26 protein-coding genes are annotated in these 22,821 nt (G+C 39.0%); 12 read left to right on the top strand and 14 right to left on the bottom strand.

Translation table 11 applies throughout. From position 1 onward, the window contains the following. Positions 1-56 precede the first annotated feature (56 nt). The 10 genes from CWB75_RS05080 to CWB75_RS05035 form a co-directional block, all read right to left on the bottom strand. Positions 57-1,151, bottom strand: coding sequence for a flagellar basal body P-ring protein FlgI (locus CWB75_RS05080; protein ID WP_008113075.1), 1,095 nt, complete (start codon positions 1,149-1,151; stop codon positions 57-59). Between the two features lie 12 nt (positions 1,152-1,163). Beyond that, complete coding sequence (gene flgH, locus CWB75_RS05075; protein ID WP_010387881.1) at positions 1,164-1,847, bottom strand: flagellar basal body L-ring protein FlgH; 684 nt, start codon at positions 1,845-1,847, stop codon at positions 1,164-1,166. Positions 1,848-1,861: 14 nt separating this feature from the next. Further along, positions 1,862-2,650 (bottom strand): flagellar basal-body rod protein FlgG, encoded by a 789-nt coding sequence (gene flgG, locus CWB75_RS05070; RefSeq protein ID WP_010387879.1) that lies wholly within the window; start codon positions 2,648-2,650, stop codon positions 1,862-1,864. 21 nt (positions 2,651-2,671) lie between these two features. Continuing rightward, positions 2,672-3,415: a flagellar basal body rod protein FlgF gene (locus tag CWB75_RS05065; protein ID WP_138570054.1), complete on the bottom strand. Its 744-nt coding sequence runs from the start codon at positions 3,413-3,415 to the stop codon at positions 2,672-2,674. 133 nt (positions 3,416-3,548) lie between these two features. Next, positions 3,549-4,871 carry a flagellar hook protein FlgE gene (gene flgE, locus CWB75_RS05060; RefSeq protein WP_138570053.1) on the bottom strand — a complete coding sequence of 441 codons (1,323 nt, stop codon included), beginning with the start codon at positions 4,869-4,871 and terminating at the stop codon, positions 3,549-3,551. A gap of 58 nt (positions 4,872-4,929) precedes the next feature. Then, on the bottom strand, positions 4,930-5,607 hold the full coding sequence (locus CWB75_RS05055) for a flagellar hook assembly protein FlgD (protein ID WP_138570052.1): 678 nt from the start codon (positions 5,605-5,607) through the stop codon (positions 4,930-4,932). 13 nt (positions 5,608-5,620) lie between these two features. Further along, positions 5,621-6,052 (bottom strand): flagellar basal body rod protein FlgC, encoded by a 432-nt coding sequence (flgC, locus tag CWB75_RS05050; protein ID WP_008113068.1) that lies wholly within the window; start codon positions 6,050-6,052, stop codon positions 5,621-5,623. A gap of 2 nt (positions 6,053-6,054) precedes the next feature. Then, a complete protein-coding gene (gene flgB / locus CWB75_RS05045; RefSeq protein ID WP_010387869.1) occupies positions 6,055-6,465 on the bottom strand; it encodes a flagellar basal body rod protein FlgB in 411 nt (136 codons plus the stop codon). 127 nt (positions 6,466-6,592) lie between these two features. After that, complete coding sequence (locus CWB75_RS05040; protein WP_054201737.1) at positions 6,593-7,423, bottom strand: CheR family methyltransferase; 831 nt, start codon at positions 7,421-7,423, stop codon at positions 6,593-6,595. A 20-nt stretch (positions 7,424-7,443) separates the two neighbouring features. After that, a complete protein-coding gene (locus CWB75_RS05035) occupies positions 7,444-8,376 on the bottom strand; it encodes a chemotaxis protein (RefSeq protein ID WP_010387865.1) in 933 nt (310 codons plus the stop codon). A 138-nt stretch (positions 8,377-8,514) separates the two neighbouring features. Here CWB75_RS05035 and flgA point away from each other — a divergent pair, with 138 nt between their 5' ends. From flgA to flgN, 3 genes are all read left to right on the top strand, one after another. After that, the gene (gene flgA, locus CWB75_RS05030) at positions 8,515-9,222 is read left to right on the top strand and encodes a flagellar basal body P-ring formation chaperone FlgA (protein ID WP_075169689.1); all 708 of its coding nucleotides are present in this window, start codon (positions 8,515-8,517) and stop codon (positions 9,220-9,222) included. Positions 9,223-9,297: 75 nt separating this feature from the next. Further along, entirely contained in the window at positions 9,298-9,618 is a 321-nt protein-coding gene (gene flgM / locus CWB75_RS05025) for a flagellar biosynthesis anti-sigma factor FlgM (RefSeq protein WP_010387860.1), read from the top strand. Continuing rightward, positions 9,611-10,042: a flagellar export chaperone FlgN gene (flgN, locus tag CWB75_RS05020; protein ID WP_033104122.1), complete on the top strand. Its 432-nt coding sequence runs from the start codon at positions 9,611-9,613 to the stop codon at positions 10,040-10,042. The genes flgM and flgN overlap by 8 nt, the downstream gene beginning before the upstream one ends. An 88-nt stretch (positions 10,043-10,130) precedes the next feature. On the opposite strand, the gene CWB75_RS05015 is transcribed toward flgN, so the two are convergent. After that, entirely contained in the window at positions 10,131-10,589 is a 459-nt protein-coding gene (locus CWB75_RS05015) for an LPP20 family lipoprotein (RefSeq protein WP_010387855.1), read from the bottom strand. Positions 10,590-10,728: 139 nt separating this feature from the next. Here CWB75_RS05015 and CWB75_RS05010 point away from each other — a divergent pair, with 139 nt between their 5' ends. Beyond that, positions 10,729-11,916 (top strand): flagellar assembly protein T N-terminal domain-containing protein, encoded by a 1,188-nt coding sequence (locus CWB75_RS05010; RefSeq protein ID WP_138570051.1) that lies wholly within the window; start codon positions 10,729-10,731, stop codon positions 11,914-11,916. Here the strand turns inward: CWB75_RS05010 and CWB75_RS05005 are convergent. Further along, complete coding sequence (locus CWB75_RS05005) at positions 11,913-12,812, bottom strand: LysR substrate-binding domain-containing protein (protein WP_138570050.1); 900 nt, start codon at positions 12,810-12,812, stop codon at positions 11,913-11,915. The two genes, CWB75_RS05010 and CWB75_RS05005, sit on opposite strands and share 4 nt — an antisense overlap. A gap of 113 nt (positions 12,813-12,925) precedes the next feature. On the opposite strand from CWB75_RS05005, the gene CWB75_RS05000 reads away from it, so the two are divergent. The 5 genes from CWB75_RS05000 (at position 12,926) to CWB75_RS04980 (ending at position 18,630) form a co-directional block, all read left to right on the top strand. Then, positions 12,926-13,654 carry a glutathione peroxidase gene (locus CWB75_RS05000; protein ID WP_008466566.1) on the top strand — a complete coding sequence of 243 codons (729 nt, stop codon included), beginning with the start codon at positions 12,926-12,928 and terminating at the stop codon, positions 13,652-13,654. 54 nt (positions 13,655-13,708) lie between these two features. Beyond that, positions 13,709-15,157, top strand: coding sequence for a dihydrolipoyl dehydrogenase (locus CWB75_RS04995; RefSeq protein ID WP_010387847.1), 1,449 nt, complete (start codon positions 13,709-13,711; stop codon positions 15,155-15,157). A 133-nt stretch (positions 15,158-15,290) separates the two neighbouring features. Next, positions 15,291-16,223, top strand: a complete 933-nt coding sequence (locus tag CWB75_RS04990) for a DHH family phosphoesterase (protein WP_138570049.1) — start codon at positions 15,291-15,293, stop codon at positions 16,221-16,223. Between the two features lie 296 nt (positions 16,224-16,519). Next, positions 16,520-16,924 carry a DUF1801 domain-containing protein gene (locus CWB75_RS04985; protein WP_138570048.1) on the top strand — a complete coding sequence of 135 codons (405 nt, stop codon included), beginning with the start codon at positions 16,520-16,522 and terminating at the stop codon, positions 16,922-16,924. A 560-nt stretch (positions 16,925-17,484) separates the two neighbouring features. Then, positions 17,485-18,630: a site-specific integrase gene (locus tag CWB75_RS04980; protein WP_138570047.1), complete on the top strand. Its 1,146-nt coding sequence runs from the start codon at positions 17,485-17,487 to the stop codon at positions 18,628-18,630. Between the two features lie 26 nt (positions 18,631-18,656). Here CWB75_RS04980 and CWB75_RS04975 read toward each other — a convergent pair whose 3' ends face one another. Continuing rightward, positions 18,657-19,508: a hypothetical protein gene (locus CWB75_RS04975; protein WP_138570046.1), complete on the bottom strand. Its 852-nt coding sequence runs from the start codon at positions 19,506-19,508 to the stop codon at positions 18,657-18,659. Positions 19,509-19,599: 91 nt separating this feature from the next. Between CWB75_RS04975 and CWB75_RS04970 the strand changes: the two genes are divergently transcribed. After that, positions 19,600-19,917, top strand: a complete 318-nt coding sequence (locus tag CWB75_RS04970; protein WP_349304071.1) for a tyrosine-type recombinase/integrase — start codon at positions 19,600-19,602, stop codon at positions 19,915-19,917. 173 nt (positions 19,918-20,090) lie between these two features. Further along, positions 20,091-20,528, top strand: a complete 438-nt coding sequence (locus CWB75_RS04965) for a hypothetical protein (RefSeq protein ID WP_138570045.1) — start codon at positions 20,091-20,093, stop codon at positions 20,526-20,528. Between the two features lie 85 nt (positions 20,529-20,613). Here CWB75_RS04965 and CWB75_RS04960 read toward each other — a convergent pair whose 3' ends face one another. After that, on the bottom strand, positions 20,614-21,096 hold the full coding sequence (locus tag CWB75_RS04960; protein WP_138570044.1) for a hypothetical protein: 483 nt from the start codon (positions 21,094-21,096) through the stop codon (positions 20,614-20,616). 734 nt (positions 21,097-21,830) lie between these two features. Between CWB75_RS04960 and CWB75_RS04955 the strand changes: the two genes are divergently transcribed. Then, positions 21,831-22,784: a hypothetical protein gene (locus tag CWB75_RS04955; RefSeq protein WP_138570043.1), complete on the top strand. Its 954-nt coding sequence runs from the start codon at positions 21,831-21,833 to the stop codon at positions 22,782-22,784. The last annotated feature ends 37 nt before the right edge of the window (positions 22,785-22,821 follow it).

Genomic DNA, 22,821 nt, shown 5'->3' with positions numbered 1-22,821 from the left:
GGGTTAAGGGTTAAGGGTTAAAGACCCTAGGCCCTAGGGCTTAGAGTCTTATAAAACTAAATTACAACAAGCTGACCGTTAATTGCACCGGCTTCTTTAAGTGCTTCAAGAATAGCCATTAAATCACCCGGGGCAGCTCCTACTTCATTAATAGCACGTACTAAGTCATCAAGACTTACACCAGGGTCAAATACAAAAGCGCGTGAATCATCTTGATTAACATCAATAATACTTTGCTGAGTAACCACGGTTTCACCCTCTGCTAAAGGATTTGGCTGCGCTACATTTTGTTGTTCCGCAATCGTTACTGTTAAACCACCGTGGGTAATTGCCGCAGGTTGTAATTTTACATTTTTGCCAATAACAATGGTGCCAGTACGCGAATTAACAATTATTTTTGCCGAAGTATCTGCCGGCTTAAATTCTAAGTTTTCAAGGGTTGATAAGTACGATACGCGCTGCGAGGCATCACGCGGTGCAATAACGCGAATAGAAGCCGCATCGAGTGCTTGAGCGCTATTTGGACCAATTAAATCATTAATGGTTTTCTCTAAACGTTTAGCAGTAGTAAAATCAGGGCGGTTTAAATTAAAAGTAATATAATCATTTTGCATAAATGGGCTTTTAACAGCACGCTCAACGGTTGCACCATTTGGCACGCGTCCTACCGTTGGCGTATTAATCACAACGCGACTGCCATCAAGCCCCTCAGCACCTAGGCCACCTACAATTAAACTGCCTTGAGCGATGGCGTAAACATTACCATCAACCCCTTTTAAGAATGTTTGCAGTAATGTGCCACCGCGCAAGCTGCCTGCACTGCCAATCGATGATACGGTTATATCAATAGTCTGCCCTGGCTTTCTAAATGGGGGAAGTTCAGCATGAACAGCAACCGCTGCAACATTTTTAATTTTTGGCTTTAAACTAGCAGGTAACGTAATACCAAAACTATTGAGCATGCCTTTGAAGCTTTGTTCGGTAAAACGGCTTTGCTCACCGGTACCAGGTAAACCAACAACTAAGCCATAGCCCACTAATTGGTTTGAGCGCACCCCTTCGACCATAGACACATCTTTAATTCGCTCAGCACTGGCAGTAAATTGCCAGCCTAGTAGCACCATAAAACAAAAAACTTTAAAACCATTCATGTCGAATGTCCTCTAAAAGGGAAACAATGAGCTGCTAAAGAAACGCGTTAACCAACCCGGGCTTTGTGCCTCTTGAGTTTGACCCTTACCTGAATACTGAATACGTGCATTCGCAATTCGATTAGACTCAACAGTATTATCGGCATTGACATCTTGCGGACGCACTAACCCTTCTAGGCGAATAAATTCTTCACCGGTGTTTAACGTTAGCCATTTTTCACCGCGAATCACTAAATTACCATTTGGTAGTACTCGCATCACGTTAACCGAAATATCGCCAACTAAGCTGTTTGATTGATTTGATTTTGAGTCACCTTTAAATGAGGAATCACTGCCAATACCAAATTGAATACTATCGCCACCAATATTTACCGGTAAACCACCTAAGCCAATAACAGGGTCGAGGCTGGCATCGGTTTCTTTATCTGTTTCAGTTTTAGCGGCTTTAGTCGCTTGGGTCGACTCTTGTAATTTAACAGTAATGATATCGCCTGTTCGCAGTGCTTTTTTATCGGCATAAAGATCATTCGATAATTGAGTACTGAACAAAGAGCCGGTTGCGACTACTGGCTCCATATTAGGCTCTGGATACATAGGTGCATAATAGGGATCGTCTTGTACTACCTCATTATTTTGTGTAGCTACACAACCACTTAATAGTAAAGTTCCTACTGTAAATAACATAATATTACGCATACAATCCCCCAAAACTATAACTGTTGATTGATATAACTCATCATTTCATCAACGGCTGAGATAACTTTTGAGTTCATCTCATAAACGCGCTGCGTTTCAATCAAATTAACTAACTCTTCGGTCACATTTACATTTGATGTTTCAAGTGAACCTTGAATAATCGTACCTAAACCTTCAACACCCGGATTACCTTGAACAGGCGCACCACTTACCGCGGTTTCGGTATATAGGTTTTGCCCTATAGGCTCAAGGCCAGACGGATTAATAAAATCACTAATCGTGATCTGACCAATAACCACGTTTTCGGCCTGACCTTTTACGCGAACTGACACTTCACCATCTTGAGATACGGTGATCGACTGTGCATCGTCAGGTACATTCATTTCAGGCTGAACAACATAACCAGCACCCGAGGTCACAACACGCCCGTCGCCGTCAGTAGTAAATTGGCCGTTTCGCGAATATGCAATATTGCCATCTGGCTGTAATACTTCGAAAAACCCAGGACCAGAAATCATCCAATCTAATGAATTTTCAGTGGTGAGCATATTACCTTGAGAAAAGTTTTTTTGGTTAGCCACCACCTTAGTACCCGCACCAAGCATTAAGCCTGACGGCATTTCGGTGTCTTGCGATGAGCGACCGCCTGGTTGATTAATATTTTGGTAGAGTAAATCTTCGAAAATAGCGCGGCTTTTTTTGTAACCCACTGTACTGGCGTTCGCTAAGTTATTTGATATAACCGATATATCAGTTTGTTGAGCGTCAAGCCCTGTTTTACTTATCCATAATGCTGGATTCATAATAATATCCTCACGTTGAAGTTAAACGATGCGCATTAGCTGCTCTTGACGTTCGTCAATCTCTTCAGCTGTTTTCATCAGTTTTACTTGTAATTCAAATTGGCGTTGGTGACTGATCATATCGACCATTTCATGCACAGGATTTACATTCGACTTTTCTAATGTGCCACCTAATACTTGTACATTGGCTGATGTTTCAACTATTTCGCCTGGTTTAGCTCTAAATAAACCATCGCTACCCTTCTCGAGCGTGGCGTTGTTTGCATCAACCACTTTTAGCCGATCAACTTCTTCTAAAAAGTTAGCCGGTGCACCTTGAGGGCGAACTTGAATAGTGCCATCTTTGCTAAATTCAATTTTTTCAATCGGTACAGGTAATATGACAGGCCCGCCTTCGCCAATAACTTGACGACCATCGCTGGTAGTTAACATACCTTCAGCCGTTATATTTAACGAACCCACTTTTGTATAGGCTTCATTACCAGAGGCATCCTGAACACTCAGCCATGCATTATCACTCATAGCAATATCAAGACTGCGACCTGTTTCGACAACACCGCCCGATGTCATGTTTGATCCTGGGCGCTCTTGCATAGCAAAAACACGAGTCGGCAAACCTTCACCGAAAGCCTGCATTGAGCGCGCTTGCGCAAAATCAGATTTAAACCCAGTGGTGTTTGCATTTGCCAAATTATTGGCTTTAAGAGCAAGCCCTTGCATGCTTTGTTTAGCGCCAGATGCGGCTATGTAGACCATTTTATCCATAACATCGACTCATTAAGAAATCTATATATGAGTAAATGCAATATAAGTGCCAAATTAAATTAAAGCATGAATAAGATTTTAAGAGAGGAATAAAAAAGGCTGCATTAAGCAGCCTTTATAAATCAAAATATGGTTATCGGATCTGTAAGATATTTTGTTGCAGCGTTGAATTCACTTCAAGCGCACGAGAGTTTGCTTGGAAGTTACGCTGCGCACTAATCAAATCAACCAGCTCTGTGGTTAAGTTTGTATTTGATTGCTCGAGCGCTGAAGAATTGATTTTGCCTAAAGTCCCTGTTCCCGGCTCACCCGCAATCGGCTCACCTGAGGTTAAACTTTTTTTCCATGAAGTATCACCCACCTGTTGTAAACCTTGTGAGTTTGCAAACCTAACCATGGCTACTTGACCTAAATAAGTTGAGTCACCATTACTGTACGACGCTACAACTTTTCCATCAGTACCAATATCAATACCCGCTAAGCGACCTACTGTCGCACCATCTTGCTCTAGTGCTTTTACTTCAAAGCGACTCGCAAACTGGCTTGGAACTTTATTTGATGTATTCGCTTCGTCGCGCCAGTTAATAGCTATATCACTAAACTGAGCACCATTACTTAATAGGCCACTTAAATTAGCCCCGGTTAAATTAACATCAGTAAAGGTTGGACCGACATTTGGAACGCCATCGGTAGTTGCAGGCAAACCACTTGCATCAAACCCAAAGGTACTTAGAGGGCTTGGTGTTGCCGTTGCAGCACCAGTAGCATCAAACGGTTGTTTATCTAGCGTGCCATGTACCTGCCATTCATTAGGCGCTGTTTTTACAAAAAAGAATTGTAAAACATGTGGCTCACCTAAAGAGTCATAAGTTGTAGTCGATGTAGATGCAGTATATGTGCTGCTGTCTGTTGCATCAAACGGTACTGCCACAACATCTTTACGTGAGTCAAGGTTGAAAGAAGTATATACGTTACTTGTAGAGCGTGGTGAACCAGAAGAGTCTGGTATTTGTAATGCAGATGAAGTACTAAGACTTACTGAGGTTGTATCTCCGGTAACCTCATCAACAGGGAAGCTCTGTAAAAAATTACCTTTGGCATCAACAACGAAATTGTCTTTATTAAGCTTAAATGCTCCAGCACGTGTAAAAGTTTGGTCTTGTGAATCCAGACTTTGAGTAGTTGCAAAGTAACCTTCACCCGTGATCGCTAAATCCAGTGAGTTATTAGTAAACTGCAGCGACCCTTGATGAAACTGCTGGGCAACGATGGTCGTTTGCACACCATCACCATTTTTCGTTTTGCCGGCACTGAATACTGATGATGCGTATACATCAGCAAATTCAGCACGAGACTCTTTAAAACCCGTGGTATTTACGTTGGCAATGTTATTGGCGGTAACATCCAAATCTTTTTGTGCGGCAGCAAGGCCTGTTAATGCAATATTGAAGCTCATAATTAACCTCTAACCTAAAAATATTTAGCCTGATGGCTAAAAAAATACATAAAATCTATTACGCGATTTCTGCGACATCAGTCAGCCTAACCGCACCTTCTTTAGTATTAATAATAATGCCGCTTGAGCCGTTAATATTAACACTTTCAATATTTTTGAATGTAGCTAATGGGAGGCTTGAAAATTCCCCATTTGTACTACCTTCTGCTTTAATGTTGTATTCGCCAGGTGGTAGCCGTTCACCCGCTTCATTTTTACCATCCCATGCAAAACGGATGGCTCCTGCAGGCTGAGTGCCTAAATCTATAGTTTTAACCAACTGCCCAGATGCATCTTCAATGCGGATCATTAAACTATCGACTGGCTTTTCAGCTACAACAGAACCTCTTGATTCACCCGACTCATTAAGCTCCAGTGTATCCGACTCCAACAAAGCTTGTTTGCCTACCAGTGTTGATGCTTGCAATGCCGAATTTGATGTCATCGACGCAGCTAAGGAATCAAAGTTAGAGTTCAAATTTGATATTCCTTCAGCCATGGTAAAGCTTGTCATCTGTGCAATCATCTGATCGTTATCAGCTGGTTTGCTGGGATCTTGATATGACAACTGCTGTGTTAACAACGAAAAGAAATCTTCTTGGGTTAACGCATCACTATCCTCTTTTTGTGGCACTTGCTTATCTTGCCAACGTAAAGAGTCCATGTAGGATGAAGAAGTACTAATATCGTTACTCATGAGCTACCCTCAGTTACCGCTGACCTAACAGCAGTGTTTTACTTAACATTTGCTTAGCTGCATCAGCAACTTGAACATTTGTCTGATAAGAGCGAGATGCAGAAATCATATTTGCCATCTCCTCAACAACATTCACGTTGGGTTTATAAATGTAACCATTTTCATCCGCACTCGGGTGGTTTGGGTTATATTCAATTTGTAGTGGTTTATCACTCTCAACCACTCCTAACACTTTTACACCAACGGCAGAGCCCTGTGGGTTGCTTGCTGATGCTGACGCTTTTGTTAGCTCCGCAGCAAATACAGGTTGTCGCGCTCGGTACGTTTCATTTTGTGAGGAACTAATTGTATTGGCATTAGAGATATTACTTGCCGTGGTATTTAATCGCACGTTTTGCGCGCTCATACCCGAACCTGCAATATCAAACACATTATATAAACTCATAATTAGGCTCCTTGACTACCGAGGGCTTTTTTCAGGCCTTTAAATTTACCATTAAGAAACTGGACACTGGCCTGATACTCCATAGCATTCTGTGTATACAAGTTCCGTTCCACTTGTATATCAACAGAGTTACCATCACCTGTATCTGTTTGATTTGGCGTACGAAATAGTTCATTTCCACCTACACTACGGGTACCACCGGCAATGTGTTTTTCGTTGGTTCTTACCATCGTATTGCCGCTTAGTTGGTTAGACTTTGCCGTTTTTAATGCTGAGGCAAAGTCGATATCTTTTGCTTTATAGCCGGGCGTATCAGCATTTGCGATATTAGTAGCGAGCATTTCTGCTCTTTGCGAACGGATCAACATCGCATGCGGATGCACGCCTAATGCTTTATCAAAACTGATAGCCATAACTATCTCCAAAAAATTGACTTAGTACCAATAAAGCAATAAGTAAGCCAGCAATGAAAATAGTGACGATAAAAACAAAAAACGACGCTATAGCGCCGTTTTTAGGAGGGGGGTGTGTAAACGGTAGTTATTTTTTTTGATAAATAATCCCGGGGTTACAACGCACCATATCAAATTCGGTACTCAAACCAGACATAGATTCCGACGCACCTAAAAATAAATACCCCTTAGGGTTAAGTGCTTGAGAAAATTGTGCAATTATTTTGGCTTTCACCTCAGGTGAAAAATAAATTAAAACATTACGGCAAAATATAATATCGAATTTACCCATCAAAGCGTACGAGTCGAGTAAATTTAAATGCCTAAAGCTCACTTGCTTTTTCAATGAGTCAACCACTTGTGCCATACCATTGCCGCTATCTTTAAAAAACTTCTTACGACGCTCAGCAGATAGCCCGCGAGCCAGTGCCAATGCATCATATTCAGCGTGTTTACACATATCCAGCATGGTATTTGAGATGTCAGTACCCACTATTTGTGCACCCATTTTTAAAACACCAGGACTACTTGATTGAAACTCAGCAACCGACATAGCAATTGAATAAGGTTCTTGCCCTGAAGAGCTCGCAGCAGACCATATTTTTAATGGCCTATTTAACGCTTTAAATTCAGGGAATAATCTGGTTTTGAGCAACTCAAATGGGTATTGATCTCTAAACCACAATGTTTCGTTGGTTGTCATGGCATCAACAACAGCAGCGCGCAATTGACGCTCATGCACGCCAAGTGTTTTGCTAACCAGTTCAGATAACGATTCAACATTAAATCGAGACATTAATGGTGCCAAGCGACTTTTAACCAAATACTGCTTATTTTCACCTAAAACAATACCGCACTGTTGTTCTAAAAATAAGCGAAATTGATCGTATTCTGTTTGCTGCAAATCTTTATTAGTCAAATCAATAACACCTATGTTTATTAATCACAATGAACCCACTTATTAACGGCTGTAGCAAGCTCGTCTGGATTAAATTTTGCAATAAAATCGTCAGCCCCTACTTTTTCAATCATTGCTTGGTTGAACACACCACTTAACGATGTGTGTAAAATCACATGCAATGGTGCAAGTTTGGGATCTGCTTTAATTTCTGCAGTGAGCGTATAACCATCCATTTCTGGCATTTCTACATCTGAAATAAGTAACCCTACTCGCTCTGTAATATCGTTAACACAATCAAGCTCTGCAATTTCTTTTAGTCTTATTAAAGCTTCTTTACCATTTTTAGCAAGTTCAGTAGTTACACCTAAAGGTTCTAACGCTCGTTTAACCTGATTTCGTGCCACGGCCGAATCATCGGCAATAAATACAATTCTTTCGCCTAAGTCTTTTTGTATATTACCTTGCGAGGCAACATCATCACTCACGGTAGTATTGACAGGACAAATTTCGTTTAGGATCTTTTCTACGTCGAGTATTTCAACCAGCTCATTTTCAATTTCAGTCACGGCAGTTAAATAAGAATAGCGGCCCGCTCCTGATGGCGGTGGCATTATTTTTTCCCAGTTCATATTAACAATCCGCTCAACACCACCAACTAAAAAGCCCTGCACTGTACGGTTATATTCTGCAATAATAATAAAGCCATCTTCGATGCTTTTAATAGGACGACCACCTACTGCCATTGATAAGTCAATTACCGAGATTGTTTGGCCACGGATATGTGCTACACCACGAATGTAAGCGTTAGATTTTGGCATGCTGGTTAATGGCGGGCATTGAAGAACTTCTCTTACCTTAAACACATTAATGCCAAAGCGCTGACGTCCGTTAAGCTTAAATAACAATAACTCTAAGCGGTTTTGCCCAACCAACTGAGTACGTTGGTTTACTGAGTCTAAAATACCGGCCATTTAAATCTCCTAAGAAAACAAATATAAGGAACGATAATTGCTTTCAATTAATAAAGCGTCATAACACAACGGGGGCGTCTAAATTCTGACGCAAAATATTTATACCCTGTTTGCAACCATAAGCATAGTCGAAACATTATGAGTTTGTTAAAAAAAACCAGAAGATACAGTGTTTTTTATTTTCTTGCTAGCCTCTGCTTCACTTTGCCACTGAAGGCTCAAGTATTTAGTAAAGAATCACTACAGGAAATGGCTGTATCTTATGTTGCTCAAAAAGCAGTAACTACAAATGACAACAAAATACAGTTTAGCGCGTTACCGCTAGATACCCGCATACCCGATCGCCAGTGTAACTCTGAGCTAGAGCTAGTAACGCCAAGTGAGCCCCCATTTAATCGTCAGGTCACCATTCAAATAAAATGTAACGATAGTGACAACTGGGCACAATACGTTCATGTGAGAATCACTGAATCAGCACCTGTTGTAGTTGCTACTACCAATTTAGCACGAGGTGAAGTGATTACTCCATCCCATTTAAGTATTGATATGCGCCCTGCGCACTTTATACGTGTTCAGTATCTTGATGATCCTGCGCAACTTATTGGTAGCCGCAGTAAACGTAATATTCGTGAAGGTATGCCTGTACTACTCAATCAAATTTGTATGGTTTGCAAAGGCGACTCTGTCAATATTTTTGCCAATATTAAAGGGTTAAGAGTAAAAACCACGGGTGTTGCATTAGAGGATGGAACCTTAGGTGAACAAGTACGAGTTGAAAACAAAAAAACAGGTAAAGTTTTAAATGCGCGAGTAGATGGTGTAGAGTCTGTGCAGGTAAATATTTAATGTAAATTTATGCTAAAGTATCTTTAGTAAATGCCGATATAAAGGCATCAGTTGGGTAATAAACGGGTTTTTATCATGGTCGGTCAAGTAAACAAATCAAATCAACAGCCTGGTGTTTTAACAAACACTCAACAGCAAAAAGTTGATTTAAAAAGAGATAATGCAAATACACAAGCTGCGCAAACGCCTTCACCTAAAGCTGCAAGCGATTCGGTGAGCTTAACACCGCAGGCCAAGCAATTAAAATCTTTACAAGAAAAAGCAGAGCAGTCTTCTGGTTTTGACAGCAACAAAGTTGCTGAGCTTAAAAAAGCGATTACCGAAGGCAAGTATCAAATAGACAGTGAGAAACTTGCCAAAAATTTAGCAGACTTCGAGTTTAATGTTTATGGCTGATCACAATAGTTTAATTACGATTAAACTAAACGAACAAATAAATTGTTTAACAACCTTGAGTGAGCTTCTTACTCAAGAACTTGATGCTATTGCCTCACGAAGAGGCGAAGGTTTAAAAGAAATTGCCCAACAAAAAATGTCTTTTTTAACCAGCATAAGCACCCTAGATAAAGAACTCAGTAAACTGATTGCCAGTAATGATCAGCAAACAGATGAAAACGCTGACTTAATAAAGCTAACTCGAGAAAAGCTTGAGCAGTGTCAAAAACAAAATGAAGTTAACGCTCATGCAGCGCACCAGGCGCAGTTAAGTGTAAAGCAATTAAAGGGTATTTTAATTGGCGCACCTTCGTCTATGACCTACGATCAAGCCGGTAGCGTAGTTAATACTGACAACAGCATTGTGCGTAACCTAAAAGCCTAAAGAATACTCATAAAAAAACGCCTAAACGATTATTCGTTTAGGCGTTTTTTTATGAGTAATAATTTGTCGGTTAGTAATAACTTGTCGCTTAGTAATAAGTGACTTTTTTCACTTCCCGTGGTTTTATCTCACCTATGTACAAGTCGTGCACGCGTTTCATATTAAGCTCAAGCTCGGTTATATACATATCATTAACGGCATAGGTTTTTATAATTTGTGCGCCTTTAATAATACCTTGTACTTTGCTTTGTAAATAATCATCTTGGGCAACCGAGCCTGCAACCGTTGTACCTGCGGTAATTTTTTGCCCGTACACTTGTTCCGTTAGTTCGCGGTATGCTTCTAGCTTTGAGGCTTTAATTGCCATAAGCTGTTTTTGAGTGTCATTACTTCCCGACTGCAAACTAATGGGCGCGTACCCTATTGCTTTTAATACAGGGTAATTATTTGGCTCAACATATTTATATTCAACGTGCTTATCAAATATATTGCTACAACCGCTTAACGTTAAGCAGCCTAATGTGATCATTAATGGCATTACTCGCATCATACAGGGCCTTTAAAAACTAATTAAACTCAGTTATGCACGTTTAATGCCAGTGATACCTATATTCTGTAACAACAAATAATAGTGGTACATTACTTGCTGAGATTCATTAACGCTAACGTTTAATTGGAGTAAGAGTATGAAGTCGTTTTTAAAAGCAGTATTGGCAGGATTAAGCACCACTGCTGTATTAACGTTTTCACCTTTTACCCACGCTCAGTGGTATGAGTCTACAGGCCATGCGGTTATTCAAAATAGCGACATTCCCGGTGCAAAGGCCGCTGCAATAAAAGATGCGATTACCCAAGCCCTTGTATTCTCTGGTGCGCGGGTGAGCTCGGTGCAAACACTTGTTGATGGTGTTTTAACCCAAGATCAGCTAAAAATAAGTAGCCAAGGCGAAATTCAAAAAATAGAGCTCGTTAGCGAAAACCGCAGCAATGATGAATTTGCGATTACCTTACGCCTAGATATTTTTGCACAAACCGAGCAATGCCCGCAAAGCAACTTCAATAAATTTATAGCTGTGACGCAAAGTCAATTAACAAATCGCGAACACGCTAGAATGGGTCAAATATTTGACATTAATAAAGCAGTAAGCAAAAACATCTACACGTCACTGCAAAAATCAAAAATGAGTGCTATACCGGTTGCCTATTTCAATAAAGCTATAAAGGTTGATACCTACTTTAATCAACAGCATGACTATTCTAACAGTCAGTTAGAAGAAATTTCATCACGCAGCAACGCGCAATATGTGCTGTTAAGTCAAATAACCAGTTTATCTACCAGCGATAAACTCAATAGCGACTATGCGTTTTGGCAAGATGAAAGCTATCAGCGCCACTACCAAATAGAGTTTAGCTTATTTAATGGCACCACTTACGAGCCATTATGGCAAAATAGCTATCAAAGCCAAGCTATCTGGCCATTTGAAAAAACAGCTATTATTGATGTAAACAGTAATCGTTTTTGGCAGTCACCTTTTGGTCAAAGTATTAGTGAGATAAACCAAACCCTAAGTTACGATTTGCAAGCAGCCATGGCGTGCCTACCCACCCAAGGCAAAATTTTGCACATGGAAAATAATAAACTCGTCATTAACTTAGGAAAGGCACATGGCTTAGAAAAAGGCCAACAACTGAGTATTGCTCATCATAATTATTTAACAGACGCGCAAGGCAACACCATGCCGCATACTATAACCACTTTGAACCGTATTCGTGTAGAGCAGCTATATCAGCATAGCGCCATTGCCGTCAGTATTAATGATCAGCCTTTACCGGGCGTACAAATTAACGATATTGTGGAAGTTGCAACGCCCTAAAGTGCTTGGGTTAGCTTAACTTTTAAATTATCGTGAGCGCTTAACCAATCTGCTAACTGCTCAACCCCAGATAAATGCGGGTAGTGCTTTCGACAGGCCAATACAATATTACGTTGCTGATTAGGAAAAATAGGCAAATAATGAATTCCCTCTCGGGGGATTGCAGCAAGTTTTGGCACAAACGTAACCCCATCGTCCATCGCCACCAGCGCTAATAAGGTTTCTAAGCTATTACCTTGATACTGGCTAGAAACATCCACTCCTGCCGAAAAACAAAACTGCTGGGCTTGATCTTTAAAGCAATGGCCATCACTTAACATTAATAGGTTACTATCTTGAAGATCTTGCAGTGCTACCTTTTTATTTACAGCTAAAGCGTTATCAGCAGATACCGCAACTAAAAAGTCTTCTTTATATACATTAATCGTATGGTAATTTTTTAGCTCAGGCACATCCGCTAAAATTGCAAAATCCACCTCGCCACTGTCTAGCGCAGCTAAAATGGTAGAAGTTTGCATTTCAATAAACGAAAACTGACTTTGAGTAAATGCCGCTTTCATTGATGTAAGCAGTGTAGGTAGTAAATACGGGGCAATAGTAGGAATAATACCAATACTCAGCTTGCCCTGTAACGGTTGGTTAGAAGTAGCAGCCAGTTCTTTTAATATTTGAGTTTGTTCTAATATAAGAGTGATTTGTGTCAACAAACGTTCACCTTGGGTTGTTAAGGTAACGTGCTTAGTTGAACGGTCAAATAAGATAACCCCTAATTCTTGTTCTAGCTTTTTAATTTGCCCACTCAAGGTGGGCTGGCTTACAAAGCAAGCGTCGGCTGCTTTACGAAAATGTTTAAAATGCGCAACGGCTTTTACATATTCTAAATCTTTTAAGTTCATATTCACACTCAACCTGATAGCTTATGCCTATCAGTTTAATACAAACAAACGATTGGAACTATATTTAATTGTTCGCCATAATGGCTATCAACAAATCAAGAGGAACTAAAAACATGTTAAACAATATTGAAGGTCAAACAATCCCTAACGTTACATTTGCAACGCGTCAAAACGACGAATGGAAATCAGTAACTACTGATGACATTTTTAAAGGCAAAACAGTCGTTGTGTTTTCACTACCTGGTGCATTTACACCAACGTGTTCATCAACTCACCTACCACGCTACAACGAGTTAGCTGGTGTACTTAAACAAAATGGCGTTGACGACATTGTTTGTGTATCAGTAAACGATACCTTTGTAATGAACGCATGGGCTGAACATCAAGAAGCGCAAAACATTACCTTACTACCAGATGGTAACGGCGAATTTACTGACGGCATGGGTATGCTAGTTGATAAAAACGATTTAGGTTTTGGTAAGCGCAGCTGGAGATACTCTATGCTGGTTAAAGATGGCGTAGTAGAGAAGATGTTCATCGAACCAGATTTACCAGGCGACCCGTTTGAAGTATCAGACGCCGACACTATGCTTGATTACATCAACCCAACTCAAGTAAAACCAGAGGCGGTTACTCTATTTACTAAGCCTGGCTGCCCTTTCTGTAAAAAAGCAAAAGAGCTACTTACAGCTAAAGGCTTTGCTTTTGAAGAAATCGTAATGGGTGCTGGCGCATCACTTACCAGCCTTAAAGCGGTATCGGGCCGTGAAACCGTACCACAAGTATTTATTGGCGGTAAGCACATTGGCGGCTCAGACGATTTAGAAAAATACTTTGCTTAATTAAGTAAATAAAACAGGGGCTGCAACGCCCCTGTTTATTAAAGGAAAAACACTATGAAAGAATTGCAAACCGACGTTGTTGTTATAGGTGCAGGTACTGCTGGTTTAAGTGCCTACCGTAATGCAAAACAATTTACTCAAAACGTACTTATGATTGAATCAGGCCCATACGGTACAACCTGCGCACGTGTTGGTTGCATGCCAAGTAAGTTATTGATTGCTGCAGCAGAAGCCGCGCACTCAATAGAAATGGCACCTGCCTTTGGAGTTCACAGCTCAAAACCGGTTATTGACGGTAAAGCCGTTATGGCACGAGTTAAAAGTGAGCGCGATCGCTTTGCAGGATTCGTAGTAGAAGCCGTAGATGAAATACCTAGCGAAGATAAAATTCGTGGCTATGCACAGTTTTTAGACGCCAACCGCGTGCAAATAGATGAGCACACCATTATCACTGCTAAACGCTTTGTAATAGCAACAGGTTCACGCCCATCTTACCCTGGCGTATTTAATAACTTTGGCGACCGACTGATTATTAATGACGATGTATTCGACTGGGATGATTTACCAGAATCAGTAGCCGTATTTGGCCCAGGCGTTATAGGCCTTGAAATTGGCCAAGCGTTGCATAGATTAGGGGTAAAGGTAAAACTCTTTGGTGTAGGTGGTGCCATAGGCCCATTAACCGACCCAGTAGTTAAAGATTACGCTAATACCGTATTCGCAGAAGAATTTTATGTTGATACCGACTCAAACGTTTCAGATATGAAACAAGTAGGTAATAAAGCAGAGCTAACCTATACCGACAAACAAGGTGTTAAACACACCGAGCAGTTTGACTATGTTCTGGCTGCAACCGGGCGAGTACCTAACACCGATAAACTAGGGTTAGAAAACACCGGCATAGAGCTTGATGAACGTGGCGTACCACTCGCTGATGCCCACACTATGCAATGTGGCAACTCCCACATATTTATTGCTGGCGATGCTAGTAACATGATCCCTTTGCTTCACGAAGCATCCGATCAAGGAACAATCGCAGGGCAAAACGCAGGCCGCTACCCTCATGTACGTGCGGGTTTACGCCGCGCTAAAATTGCCGCTGTGTTTAGCGACCCACAAATAGCCATGGTTGGTGAAAGCTTTAAAGAAATTAGCCAACGATTAGGCAGCTGTGAGTGCTTTGAAATAGGCGAAGTCAGCTTTGAAAACCAAGGCCGTAGCCGCGTTATGCTAAAAAACAAAGGCCACATGCGTGTGTATGCCGAGCACGGCACCGGCTTATTTTTAGGTGCTGAATTTATTGGCCCTCAAGCAGAGCACATTGCTCATTTATTAGCATGGGCTGTACAAAACAAAATGACTGTACCACAAATGCTTGATATGCCTTTTTATCACCCTGTTATTGAAGAAGGCCTACGCACTGCACTACGTGATTTAAACGCTAAATTAAAATTTGGCCCAGACATTATTAACCATTGTATGGAATGTGGCCCAGGCGCATAACACATCACTAATACACACTTGCTACTCAAAGCCAAAACCATTGTTTTGGCTTTTTTTATGTTAAAAACTGGTATATAAAATGGAGTTTAAACTGCTACACTCAGATTAATAAACAAACAAAAATGGACCGAAAATGAGCAATAATAAATATAGACTTGTCACTCGAAGCGATTTTGACGGCCTAGTGTGTGCCGTATTACTTAAAGATTTAGATTTAATCGACGATATTTTATTTGTGCATCCAAAAGACATGCAAGACGGTAAAATAGCCATTACCAGCAACGACATTACCACTAACCTCCCCTATGTTGCCGGTTGTCATATTGCATTTGATCACCACTTGAGTGAAACCGTTCGTAACGAAAGCGATATTAAAAACCACATTATTGACCCAGATGCGCCCTCTGCAGCACGCGTTGTATACGACTATTATGGCGGTGCAGAGAAATTCCCTAATATTTCAACTGACATGATGGAAGCGGTCGATAAAGGGGACTCTGCACAATTTACAAAAGACGAAATTTTAAACCCAACAGACTGGGTACTGATGAACTTTATTATGGATGCGCGCACAGGACTTGGCCGTTTTCGTGAATTCAAAATTTCTAATTACCAGTTAATGATGAAGTTAATTGACGCCTGTAAAGATCACAGCATAGAACAAATACTAGCAATGGAAGATGTTGCCGAGCGTGTTGCTTTATATCACGAGCACAACGCACAGGCTAAAGAGCAAATAGACCGCTGCTCATCAGTACACGACAACTTAGTGGTCCTTAATTTAACCGAAGAAGAAACCATTTACGCCACAAATCGCTTTGTTATTTATGCCATGTTCCCCGAGTGTAATATCTCAATTCATAAAATGTGGGGGCTTAAAAAGCAAAACGTGGTGTACGCCATTGGTAAATCAATCACCAACCGCAGCTCCAATACTAATGTTGGCGAGTTATGCCTTAAGTACGGTGGCGGCGGCCATTTAAATGCCGGTACTTGCCAAGTAGAAACTGACAAAGCTGAGCAGGTATTGAGCGAGCTGATTGCTACGATCACTAGTGATGGCTGAGTTATAGCCTCGGGGTTCGGGGTTCGGGGTTCGGGGTTCGACAAAGTACTTTATAAAGCGGGTTAATTGATAGCTCGCTTTTTTATTATGCAGAATTTAATGGAGGGCTTCTTTGAGCGATAACCGGACATTGAGGTGAGTTGTCATTTACTTAGTAAGAAAGAAGAAAACTTTCCTCTTTTTTATACGCTCAGATAAGCTAAAATAATAATAGAAGCTCATGAGATATGGACGTTTTCGCGCTAGAATAGGGAAAATGTCCTCTGATAAAGTTGTTATATGAATAGGAGCTTTCAATGGACGAGGTAGTCAAAAATCGCTTCGAAGAATATCCCGAAAAAGTTCGGCTACGACTTGAGGAGTTACGAACTTTAATCCTCAAGCTTGCATCCGATTTGGAGCTAGGTGAAGTCGAAGAGTCACTGAAATGGGGTGAGCATAGTTATAGTGTAAAAACAGGCAGCCCAATTAGAACTGATTGGAAGTTGAAATCGCCAAACCAATACTACTTGTTCTTCAACTGCCAAACTAAGTTAATCGATACATTTAGAGAGCTGCACAATGACACACTCGAATTTCAAGGTAATAGAGCAATCGTATTAAGTTTATCGAGTTCGTTTCCTGAGGCGGAAATCAAGAACTGCTTAGAGCTAGCTTTAACCTATCAGCAGCGAAAGCATTTGCAACTTTTAGGCGCGTAATAGGTAATCACATATAAGGTACTAAACCCGCACCTTTCGGTCACTACCCGTTAGCTTAGCGTTACTAATGTCCGCAATTAGCACTCAGCCGATAGTCGGTATAGAGTGGTTTAACTTACAGTGTAAGGCAGTTGTCTCTGGTAAATTTATCATTTTTGTCGGATGGCGTGGCTCCGCCACTTATCCGACCTACGCCAAAATGTAGGTTGGTTAAGCCGAAGGCGCCACCCAACAAGCTTTCAAATTCACTTTTTATCCGAACGGCACAAAGCTGACATTGCTACAAATATACTACATATAGTTGATATAGAAACAAAGAAAGAACATAACTCATTGATTTTATTGGTAGCCCCTGCAGGAATCGAACCTGCAACTGCCCCTTAGGAGTGCATTTTATAGATGTGTTTCTATACATCCCAATGAACAACAAAAAACAAAAACGAAGCATAAGACACTGTTTTAAATGAATTAAAAACAAACCAAAAAATACACCATTGTTCTCCCTTGTTCTTTGCGGCACAATGCACTTGCTACATATGTGCTACACAGGAAGAAATAGCATGCCAGTCAAAGCCAAAATAACATTATCGAGTATTAAAGCTTTAAAACCTGCCGATAAACGATTAAATGATACCGAAGTAACAGGTTTTCATGCTCGAATATCTAGTGTAGGAGCAATATCTTACTTCTTGTTCTATAGGCACAAAGGCAAACAAGTAAATTATCACTTAGGCTATGATGGGCGAATTACCCCAGCGCAAGCCAGAGATTTAGCAAAAAATAAAATTGCCGAGGTAACTCAGGGTACTAATATTCACGAAGTAAAAAAGCAAGACCGCATTAAAACTAAAGAATCAAAGCTATCTACCTTGCAACACTTTTTAGACGAAAAATACTTCCCTTGGCTTTTATCTCGTAACCCCAAAACAGCAGAGAAAACAAAAAAGGCATTTCAATCAGCATTTAATAAATTCATGAATTTTCAGCTATCGGCCATTACAGCATGGGAAGTTGAAAAATGGCGTAATAAACGTTTAGCCGATGGAATTAAACCAGCAACTACAAACCGCCAACTAAATTTAATTAAAGGCTGCTTAAGTCGTGCGGTCGAATGGGAAGTTATTGATAGCCACGATTTACAAAAAGTTAAGGCTCAAACTGTAGACAACGCAAAAGTTCGCTATTTATCAAAAGATGAAGAATCACGTTTACGTGAGAGTCTTGCTAAGTTCGATATTAAACATCTAACGACTATCGTTATTCTTGCTATAAATACAGGTATGCGCAAAGGCGAAATTCTATCGCTTAATTGGAATGACATTAACCTAGAAAACAAAGTTCTCACCGTTGATTTTCAAAATGCTAAGTCAGGTAATACTCGCCATATCCCTTTAAATACACAAGCATTCAATGCTTTAAGTGATTGGCAAAAACTATCAGGGAATATTGGCTATGTGTTTAAAGATAATAATCAGCAACGGATACTAGATTTTAGATATGACTGGGCTGCTCTGTTAGAAGACGCAAATATAACCGACTTTAGATTTCATGACTTACGCCACCACTTTGCAAGTAAGCTAGTAATGGCAAGTGTTGATTTAAATACTGTTCGTGAGCTTTTAGGTCACAGTGATTTAAAAATGACGCTAAGGTACGCACATTTAGCGCCAGAACATAAAGCAGCGGCGGTTAATTTGATTGGATAGGCATATGATTACTTAAATATTTACTATTATTTAATACGTCTTTTTATAGAGTATGCAGCCATATTCCATGATTGATATTTATTTAATGCTGTTTCCACTATTTTATCGATAGCGGCTCGTTCATGATTATCTCTATAATAGTCAACATCTTTTTTTCCTTCAATTTCAGAATTTAAACAGTGTGCAATCATTCGAGGGTTAGCAACGCCTCTTGTCGTCCATTTTTTTATGCAATACGGGTAAGCTATAAGAAAATAAAACTCTTTTTCTGAATACTTTTTATTGAGCTCATCTACCTTGTCAATTCCACTAAGCTGCCCTTTTAAACAATGCTGATACATTCGATTATCTAACTTGCCTCGTTTAGTCCAATCCTTTTTACATATTGCCATGCTATTTGATATATAGTTATTGCTTGGTAGAGGTTTTTGATAGGTTAACCCCATTTCATTAGCCTTTTTAGCACGACGCACTTCTCTTGCTCTATCTTCAAGTACCGCGATCTCTTTAACTTTTTTCAGTAATGCCTTTTCTTTGGCTTCTCTTTCTAACGAAAGCTGCCTTAACTCTGTTTTTCTTACCAATTTAAGATGTTCTAGATGTTCTATTACTTCCTTGTTTATTTTATTGAATTGATCTTTTTGAGTCGCCTTTTGTTCATTACATTTAACGAAAAGTTGAAAGCTTTTGTTATTTGATAATTTTTTAGGTCTGCATTCTTTAGAGGGTTTGTAATAATTTTTCCAATCAAGTTCAATTTGCTTGGTTACCTGCTCTATATTCGAAGAGTCACTTAAATTTTCGGCAGCGTAAGTTTGATTAACGGTGAGCATAAGAGCACACAAATAAATTAATTTATACTTAGAATATGAGTTCATTATTCGTCCTTGATCAATAAAAAACAGAAATCTAACAAAGTAAATTATTACTATACCCTAACAACTCAGGGTACTAAGAAAAAATTGTAAAATATTAATTAGCATAACTATCTTTATTACTGTTCATATATTCAAAGATAGCAATCAACAGCGAATACTAGATTTTAGATTTGATTGGGTAGCTTTGTTGGAAGATGCAAGCATTACCGATTTTAGGTTTCATGACTTGCGCCACCACTTTGCAAGTAAACTCGTAATGGCAAGTGTAGACTTAAATACAGTACGTGAGCTTTTAGGTCATAGTGATTTAAAAATGACGCTAAGATATGCACACTTAGCACTAGAACATAAAGCAGCAGCGGTTAATTTGATTGGATCATCAAAAACTTTATTTTTTTCAAATCATTAACTATAAAACTGAAAGTAGCTTAATGCCAATATATTCACTTAGGTTACTCTTATCAGTATTGATAAAGCTCTTAAAATAATATTTTCCCTATTGATGAATTTCTGAAATAATATGTTAAATTAATAAGTTAAAGCACTCCAAAGAAGTAGAGCTAATTATAAAAAGGACATAACATGAAAAAATTACTATTGCCTATCTTTTTCGCTTCACTATCAGTAAATGCAAATATTCTAGATGACCTGAAAGAAAAGCCAGCCTCAATGTACAGTGTAGGAAAAATTAAACTAGAACTGGGAACTTACCTACTTAACGATAAGCTTAAAGGCGAGAGGCTCAAAGGCACAGACTTTAAGATAAAAGGTTTTTCGGTTGTAGAAGAATCAAATAGCATATTTTTTAAAGCTTCATTAATTGGACGAGCTAAGGATATGTCAGATGATACATGTCAAAAAATGAAAGGCTTTACTGATAATATTTTACCACATGAAAAAACGATGAGAGATATTTGGTCTGGTTTAACAGATAAGCAATACACATCTTTGTCAAAAGCATTTTTTATAAAAACAGAACTAGTTTCAAAAGAAAACGAGAGCTTCACTATCGATTGCTAAATTAATATTTTAATAAGTATAACTGATTAGTCTTCTTTAATGATCAGTTATACGTTTTCAATTTTTAATACTAGATGTATGAGTTCTAGTCATCCTCTCCTTCAAACCTAACGCTTTTTCTATCCCAAGTAACATACTTCCATGGCATTACATCTTCTAAAAATATAATTCTTGGGTAGGGCATTCCATTAATACTATTGTGATCATCCGCTAAGCTTATTATTTTTCTTTTTAACGCAGGACTATACTTTTCAGGTATAAAAACCCAAGGCTCAATTTGCCAATCATCAGGTATTCGACAGTCTCTTTTCAAAGCTGCTACTAGTTCACCCCAATGGATAGACCATGCTAATAATCTATTTGAAAGTGCGGACATTGATTTAGAATAAGTTACCTCACAAAGATACATTTTTTTCTCACGAAAGCTTATTGCAGCAGCATCACAATACCAGTGACGACCTTTTAGTGGAGACTTCTCATCAAGTTGGATTAAAAGCTCAGTATTTACGTATGCAGCCCTATCTGCAACTAAATACTCTGTTACAACACCCTGAAAATAGTCCAACAATAACCTCCAATTAATAAAAATATTGAAAAATCACACTTAATCAAAACTAATTCTGTTTTTACCTATTCCATCTCTACCAGAGCAAGCTTCCTTGATAGTAATTACTTATACAAACTCTCGATTAGGTAGTAATAAGGTAATATCAAATCCATTAATCAATTTGATTATATCTAATTAAGTCTTAAAGATTAACTTTATCGGCTTAACTCCAACAATATACAGCTGAGAACCCCATCACGCTTGGTTTAAACCTGCTCAAAATGCCAATAAGTCTAAATAGGTTTGCCATAAACCGAAACTAACCGCTTAAAATACCATTTAAGCCTAAGTAGGCTTGTTTTATAGCTTAATTCTATTTCGCTATACAGTTGTAAACCGCATTTTACTTGGCTTTAAACCGAAAGATTACTATCTAAAAATGTATGTAATCTGATACGTATCTTTATCACTCTAATCACTATCACATATACAGCCGTATACCGTATGACGCTTGGTTTAAATCGAAACTACCTACTTAAAATACCATCAAGCCTAAGTAAACTTGTTTTATCGCCATAATCGCTATCATATATACAACTGTAAACCGCATCATGCTTGGTTTAAATCGGAACTAAACACCAAGTTAATACTAGTTAGCCTTATAGGTTAATGATCCTCAACTCATTTTCTGATATTTTTAACGTCGTTTGTATTTCCTTTTGCCTAGCTTATCTTTTAATGAGTAGAAATAATTAATGATAGAAAAAGAATATTACCGTTTAGATGAACTTGAAAAACGGTTCAACTTATCTTTTAGTGATGTGCTTTATTTAGTTGAAAATTCGAAGTTGGAGCTAATATTTAGGCTAGATAAAAAAGAATACATTATAGGTGGATGGAGAAAAGAAAAAGGCTTTATTGGATTCGCTAAAGCTAGTTATCAAGGTTTTGTAAGAATAAGCAAAAATAATCAGCTAGCTTTACTTTCTGAAAAAGAAGTTAGTTGCGACCACTTCTGGCTAACCGAAAAAGAAAAAATACAAAATTGGATTACGGAATATCCGTTTCAATTAGCTTTTCCTAATACATTTCTATACATGTGGCAGCCTAAAGAGCTGCATGAAATAGAATGGCAGTCTATTCCAGCAAAGCTACTACCAATTGAAAAAGAGTATGTATACCGTACTCTTATAAATGGGATGGACAAAGCTTTCAAAATGATTATTCCCAGCTATGAAAAACCAGAAGATAATGAAAAAGAACTCGATGAAAAACTACCAAAAGTACAATTAGATTCTCAATGTATTTATTTAAAGCTAGCTGATATATGCCTATTACACTGCGACCTCGTAAAAGTTGGCGTTACACAACCTGTAAGCCCCACTGATATAGTTTCACCTAACAATTTAGCTCTTTCAGTCACCACTAGTAAAAACCGCTCAGATGATTTTAATGAATTGTTGTTTAGGCTAGTAGAGGCAGAACCAGAACACACAGCTAAACTCTATTGGCGAAGCCTTGAAAATGAGCTAGATGACCTTGAAGAGTATAGGGTATTTGATAAATATAACTTACTAACAGAAATCACTGTTAGTCATATCAAATGGAAAGATAGAAACGGTAAACCAAGATTGCCGATTAGCTATAATGCTTTTGCAAATAGAGTCTCCAAAGTAAAAAAGAAACTATTTAACAAAAATACCAATTAAAACTCATCGATAAGCTCATCCAACTCATCGATAAGCT

The sequence above is a fragment of the Pseudoalteromonas sp. S1608 genome (assembly GCF_005887265.1).
GTDB classification, from domain to species: Bacteria; Pseudomonadota; Gammaproteobacteria; order Enterobacterales; family Alteromonadaceae; genus Pseudoalteromonas; species Pseudoalteromonas undina.
Note: the sequence above shows the minus strand (reverse complement) of the source record. Positions and strands in the feature narration are given on the sequence as shown.

What these genes read in the sequence shown, in the direction of transcription:
- CWB75_RS05080 (WP_008113075.1), bottom strand. Translation starts at nt 1,151, where the DNA reads ATGAATGGTTTTAAAGTTTTTTGTTTTATGGTGCTACTAGGCTGGCAA.
- flgH (WP_010387881.1), bottom strand. Translation starts at nt 1,847, where the DNA reads ATGCGTAATATTATGTTATTTACAGTAGGAACTTTACTATTAAGTGGT.
- flgG (WP_010387879.1), bottom strand. Translation starts at nt 2,650, where the DNA reads ATGAATCCAGCATTATGGATAAGTAAAACAGGGCTTGACGCTCAACAA.
- CWB75_RS05065 (WP_138570054.1), bottom strand. Translation starts at nt 3,415, where the DNA reads ATGGATAAAATGGTCTACATAGCCGCATCTGGCGCTAAACAAAGCATG.
- flgE (WP_138570053.1), bottom strand. Translation starts at nt 4,871, where the DNA reads ATGAGCTTCAATATTGCATTAACAGGCCTTGCTGCCGCACAAAAAGAT.
- CWB75_RS05055 (WP_138570052.1), bottom strand. Translation starts at nt 5,607, where the DNA reads ATGAGTAACGATATTAGTACTTCTTCATCCTACATGGACTCTTTACGT.
- flgC (WP_008113068.1), bottom strand. Translation starts at nt 6,052, where the DNA reads ATGAGTTTATATAATGTGTTTGATATTGCAGGTTCGGGTATGAGCGCG.
- flgB (WP_010387869.1), bottom strand. Translation starts at nt 6,465, where the DNA reads ATGGCTATCAGTTTTGATAAAGCATTAGGCGTGCATCCGCATGCGATG.
- CWB75_RS05035 (WP_010387865.1), bottom strand. Translation starts at nt 8,376, where the DNA reads ATGGCCGGTATTTTAGACTCAGTAAACCAACGTACTCAGTTGGTTGGG.
- flgA (WP_075169689.1), top strand. Translation starts at nt 8,515, where the DNA reads ATGAGTTTGTTAAAAAAAACCAGAAGATACAGTGTTTTTTATTTTCTT.
- flgM (WP_010387860.1), top strand. Translation starts at nt 9,298, where the DNA reads ATGGTCGGTCAAGTAAACAAATCAAATCAACAGCCTGGTGTTTTAACA.
- flgN (WP_033104122.1), top strand. Translation starts at nt 9,611, where the DNA reads ATGGCTGATCACAATAGTTTAATTACGATTAAACTAAACGAACAAATA.
- CWB75_RS05015 (WP_010387855.1), bottom strand. Translation starts at nt 10,589, where the DNA reads ATGCGAGTAATGCCATTAATGATCACATTAGGCTGCTTAACGTTAAGC.
- CWB75_RS05010 (WP_138570051.1), top strand. Translation starts at nt 10,729, where the DNA reads ATGAAGTCGTTTTTAAAAGCAGTATTGGCAGGATTAAGCACCACTGCT.
- CWB75_RS05005 (WP_138570050.1), bottom strand. Translation starts at nt 12,812, where the DNA reads ATGAACTTAAAAGATTTAGAATATGTAAAAGCCGTTGCGCATTTTAAA.
- CWB75_RS05000 (WP_008466566.1), top strand. Translation starts at nt 12,926, where the DNA reads ATGTTAAACAATATTGAAGGTCAAACAATCCCTAACGTTACATTTGCA.
- CWB75_RS04995 (WP_010387847.1), top strand. Translation starts at nt 13,709, where the DNA reads ATGAAAGAATTGCAAACCGACGTTGTTGTTATAGGTGCAGGTACTGCT.
- CWB75_RS04990 (WP_138570049.1), top strand. Translation starts at nt 15,291, where the DNA reads ATGAGCAATAATAAATATAGACTTGTCACTCGAAGCGATTTTGACGGC.
- CWB75_RS04985 (WP_138570048.1), top strand. Translation starts at nt 16,520, where the DNA reads ATGGACGAGGTAGTCAAAAATCGCTTCGAAGAATATCCCGAAAAAGTT.
- CWB75_RS04980 (WP_138570047.1), top strand. Translation starts at nt 17,485, where the DNA reads ATGCCAGTCAAAGCCAAAATAACATTATCGAGTATTAAAGCTTTAAAA.
- CWB75_RS04975 (WP_138570046.1), bottom strand. Translation starts at nt 19,508, where the DNA reads ATGAACTCATATTCTAAGTATAAATTAATTTATTTGTGTGCTCTTATG.
- CWB75_RS04965 (WP_138570045.1), top strand. Translation starts at nt 20,091, where the DNA reads ATGAAAAAATTACTATTGCCTATCTTTTTCGCTTCACTATCAGTAAAT.
- CWB75_RS04955 (WP_138570043.1), top strand. Translation starts at nt 21,831, where the DNA reads ATGATAGAAAAAGAATATTACCGTTTAGATGAACTTGAAAAACGGTTC.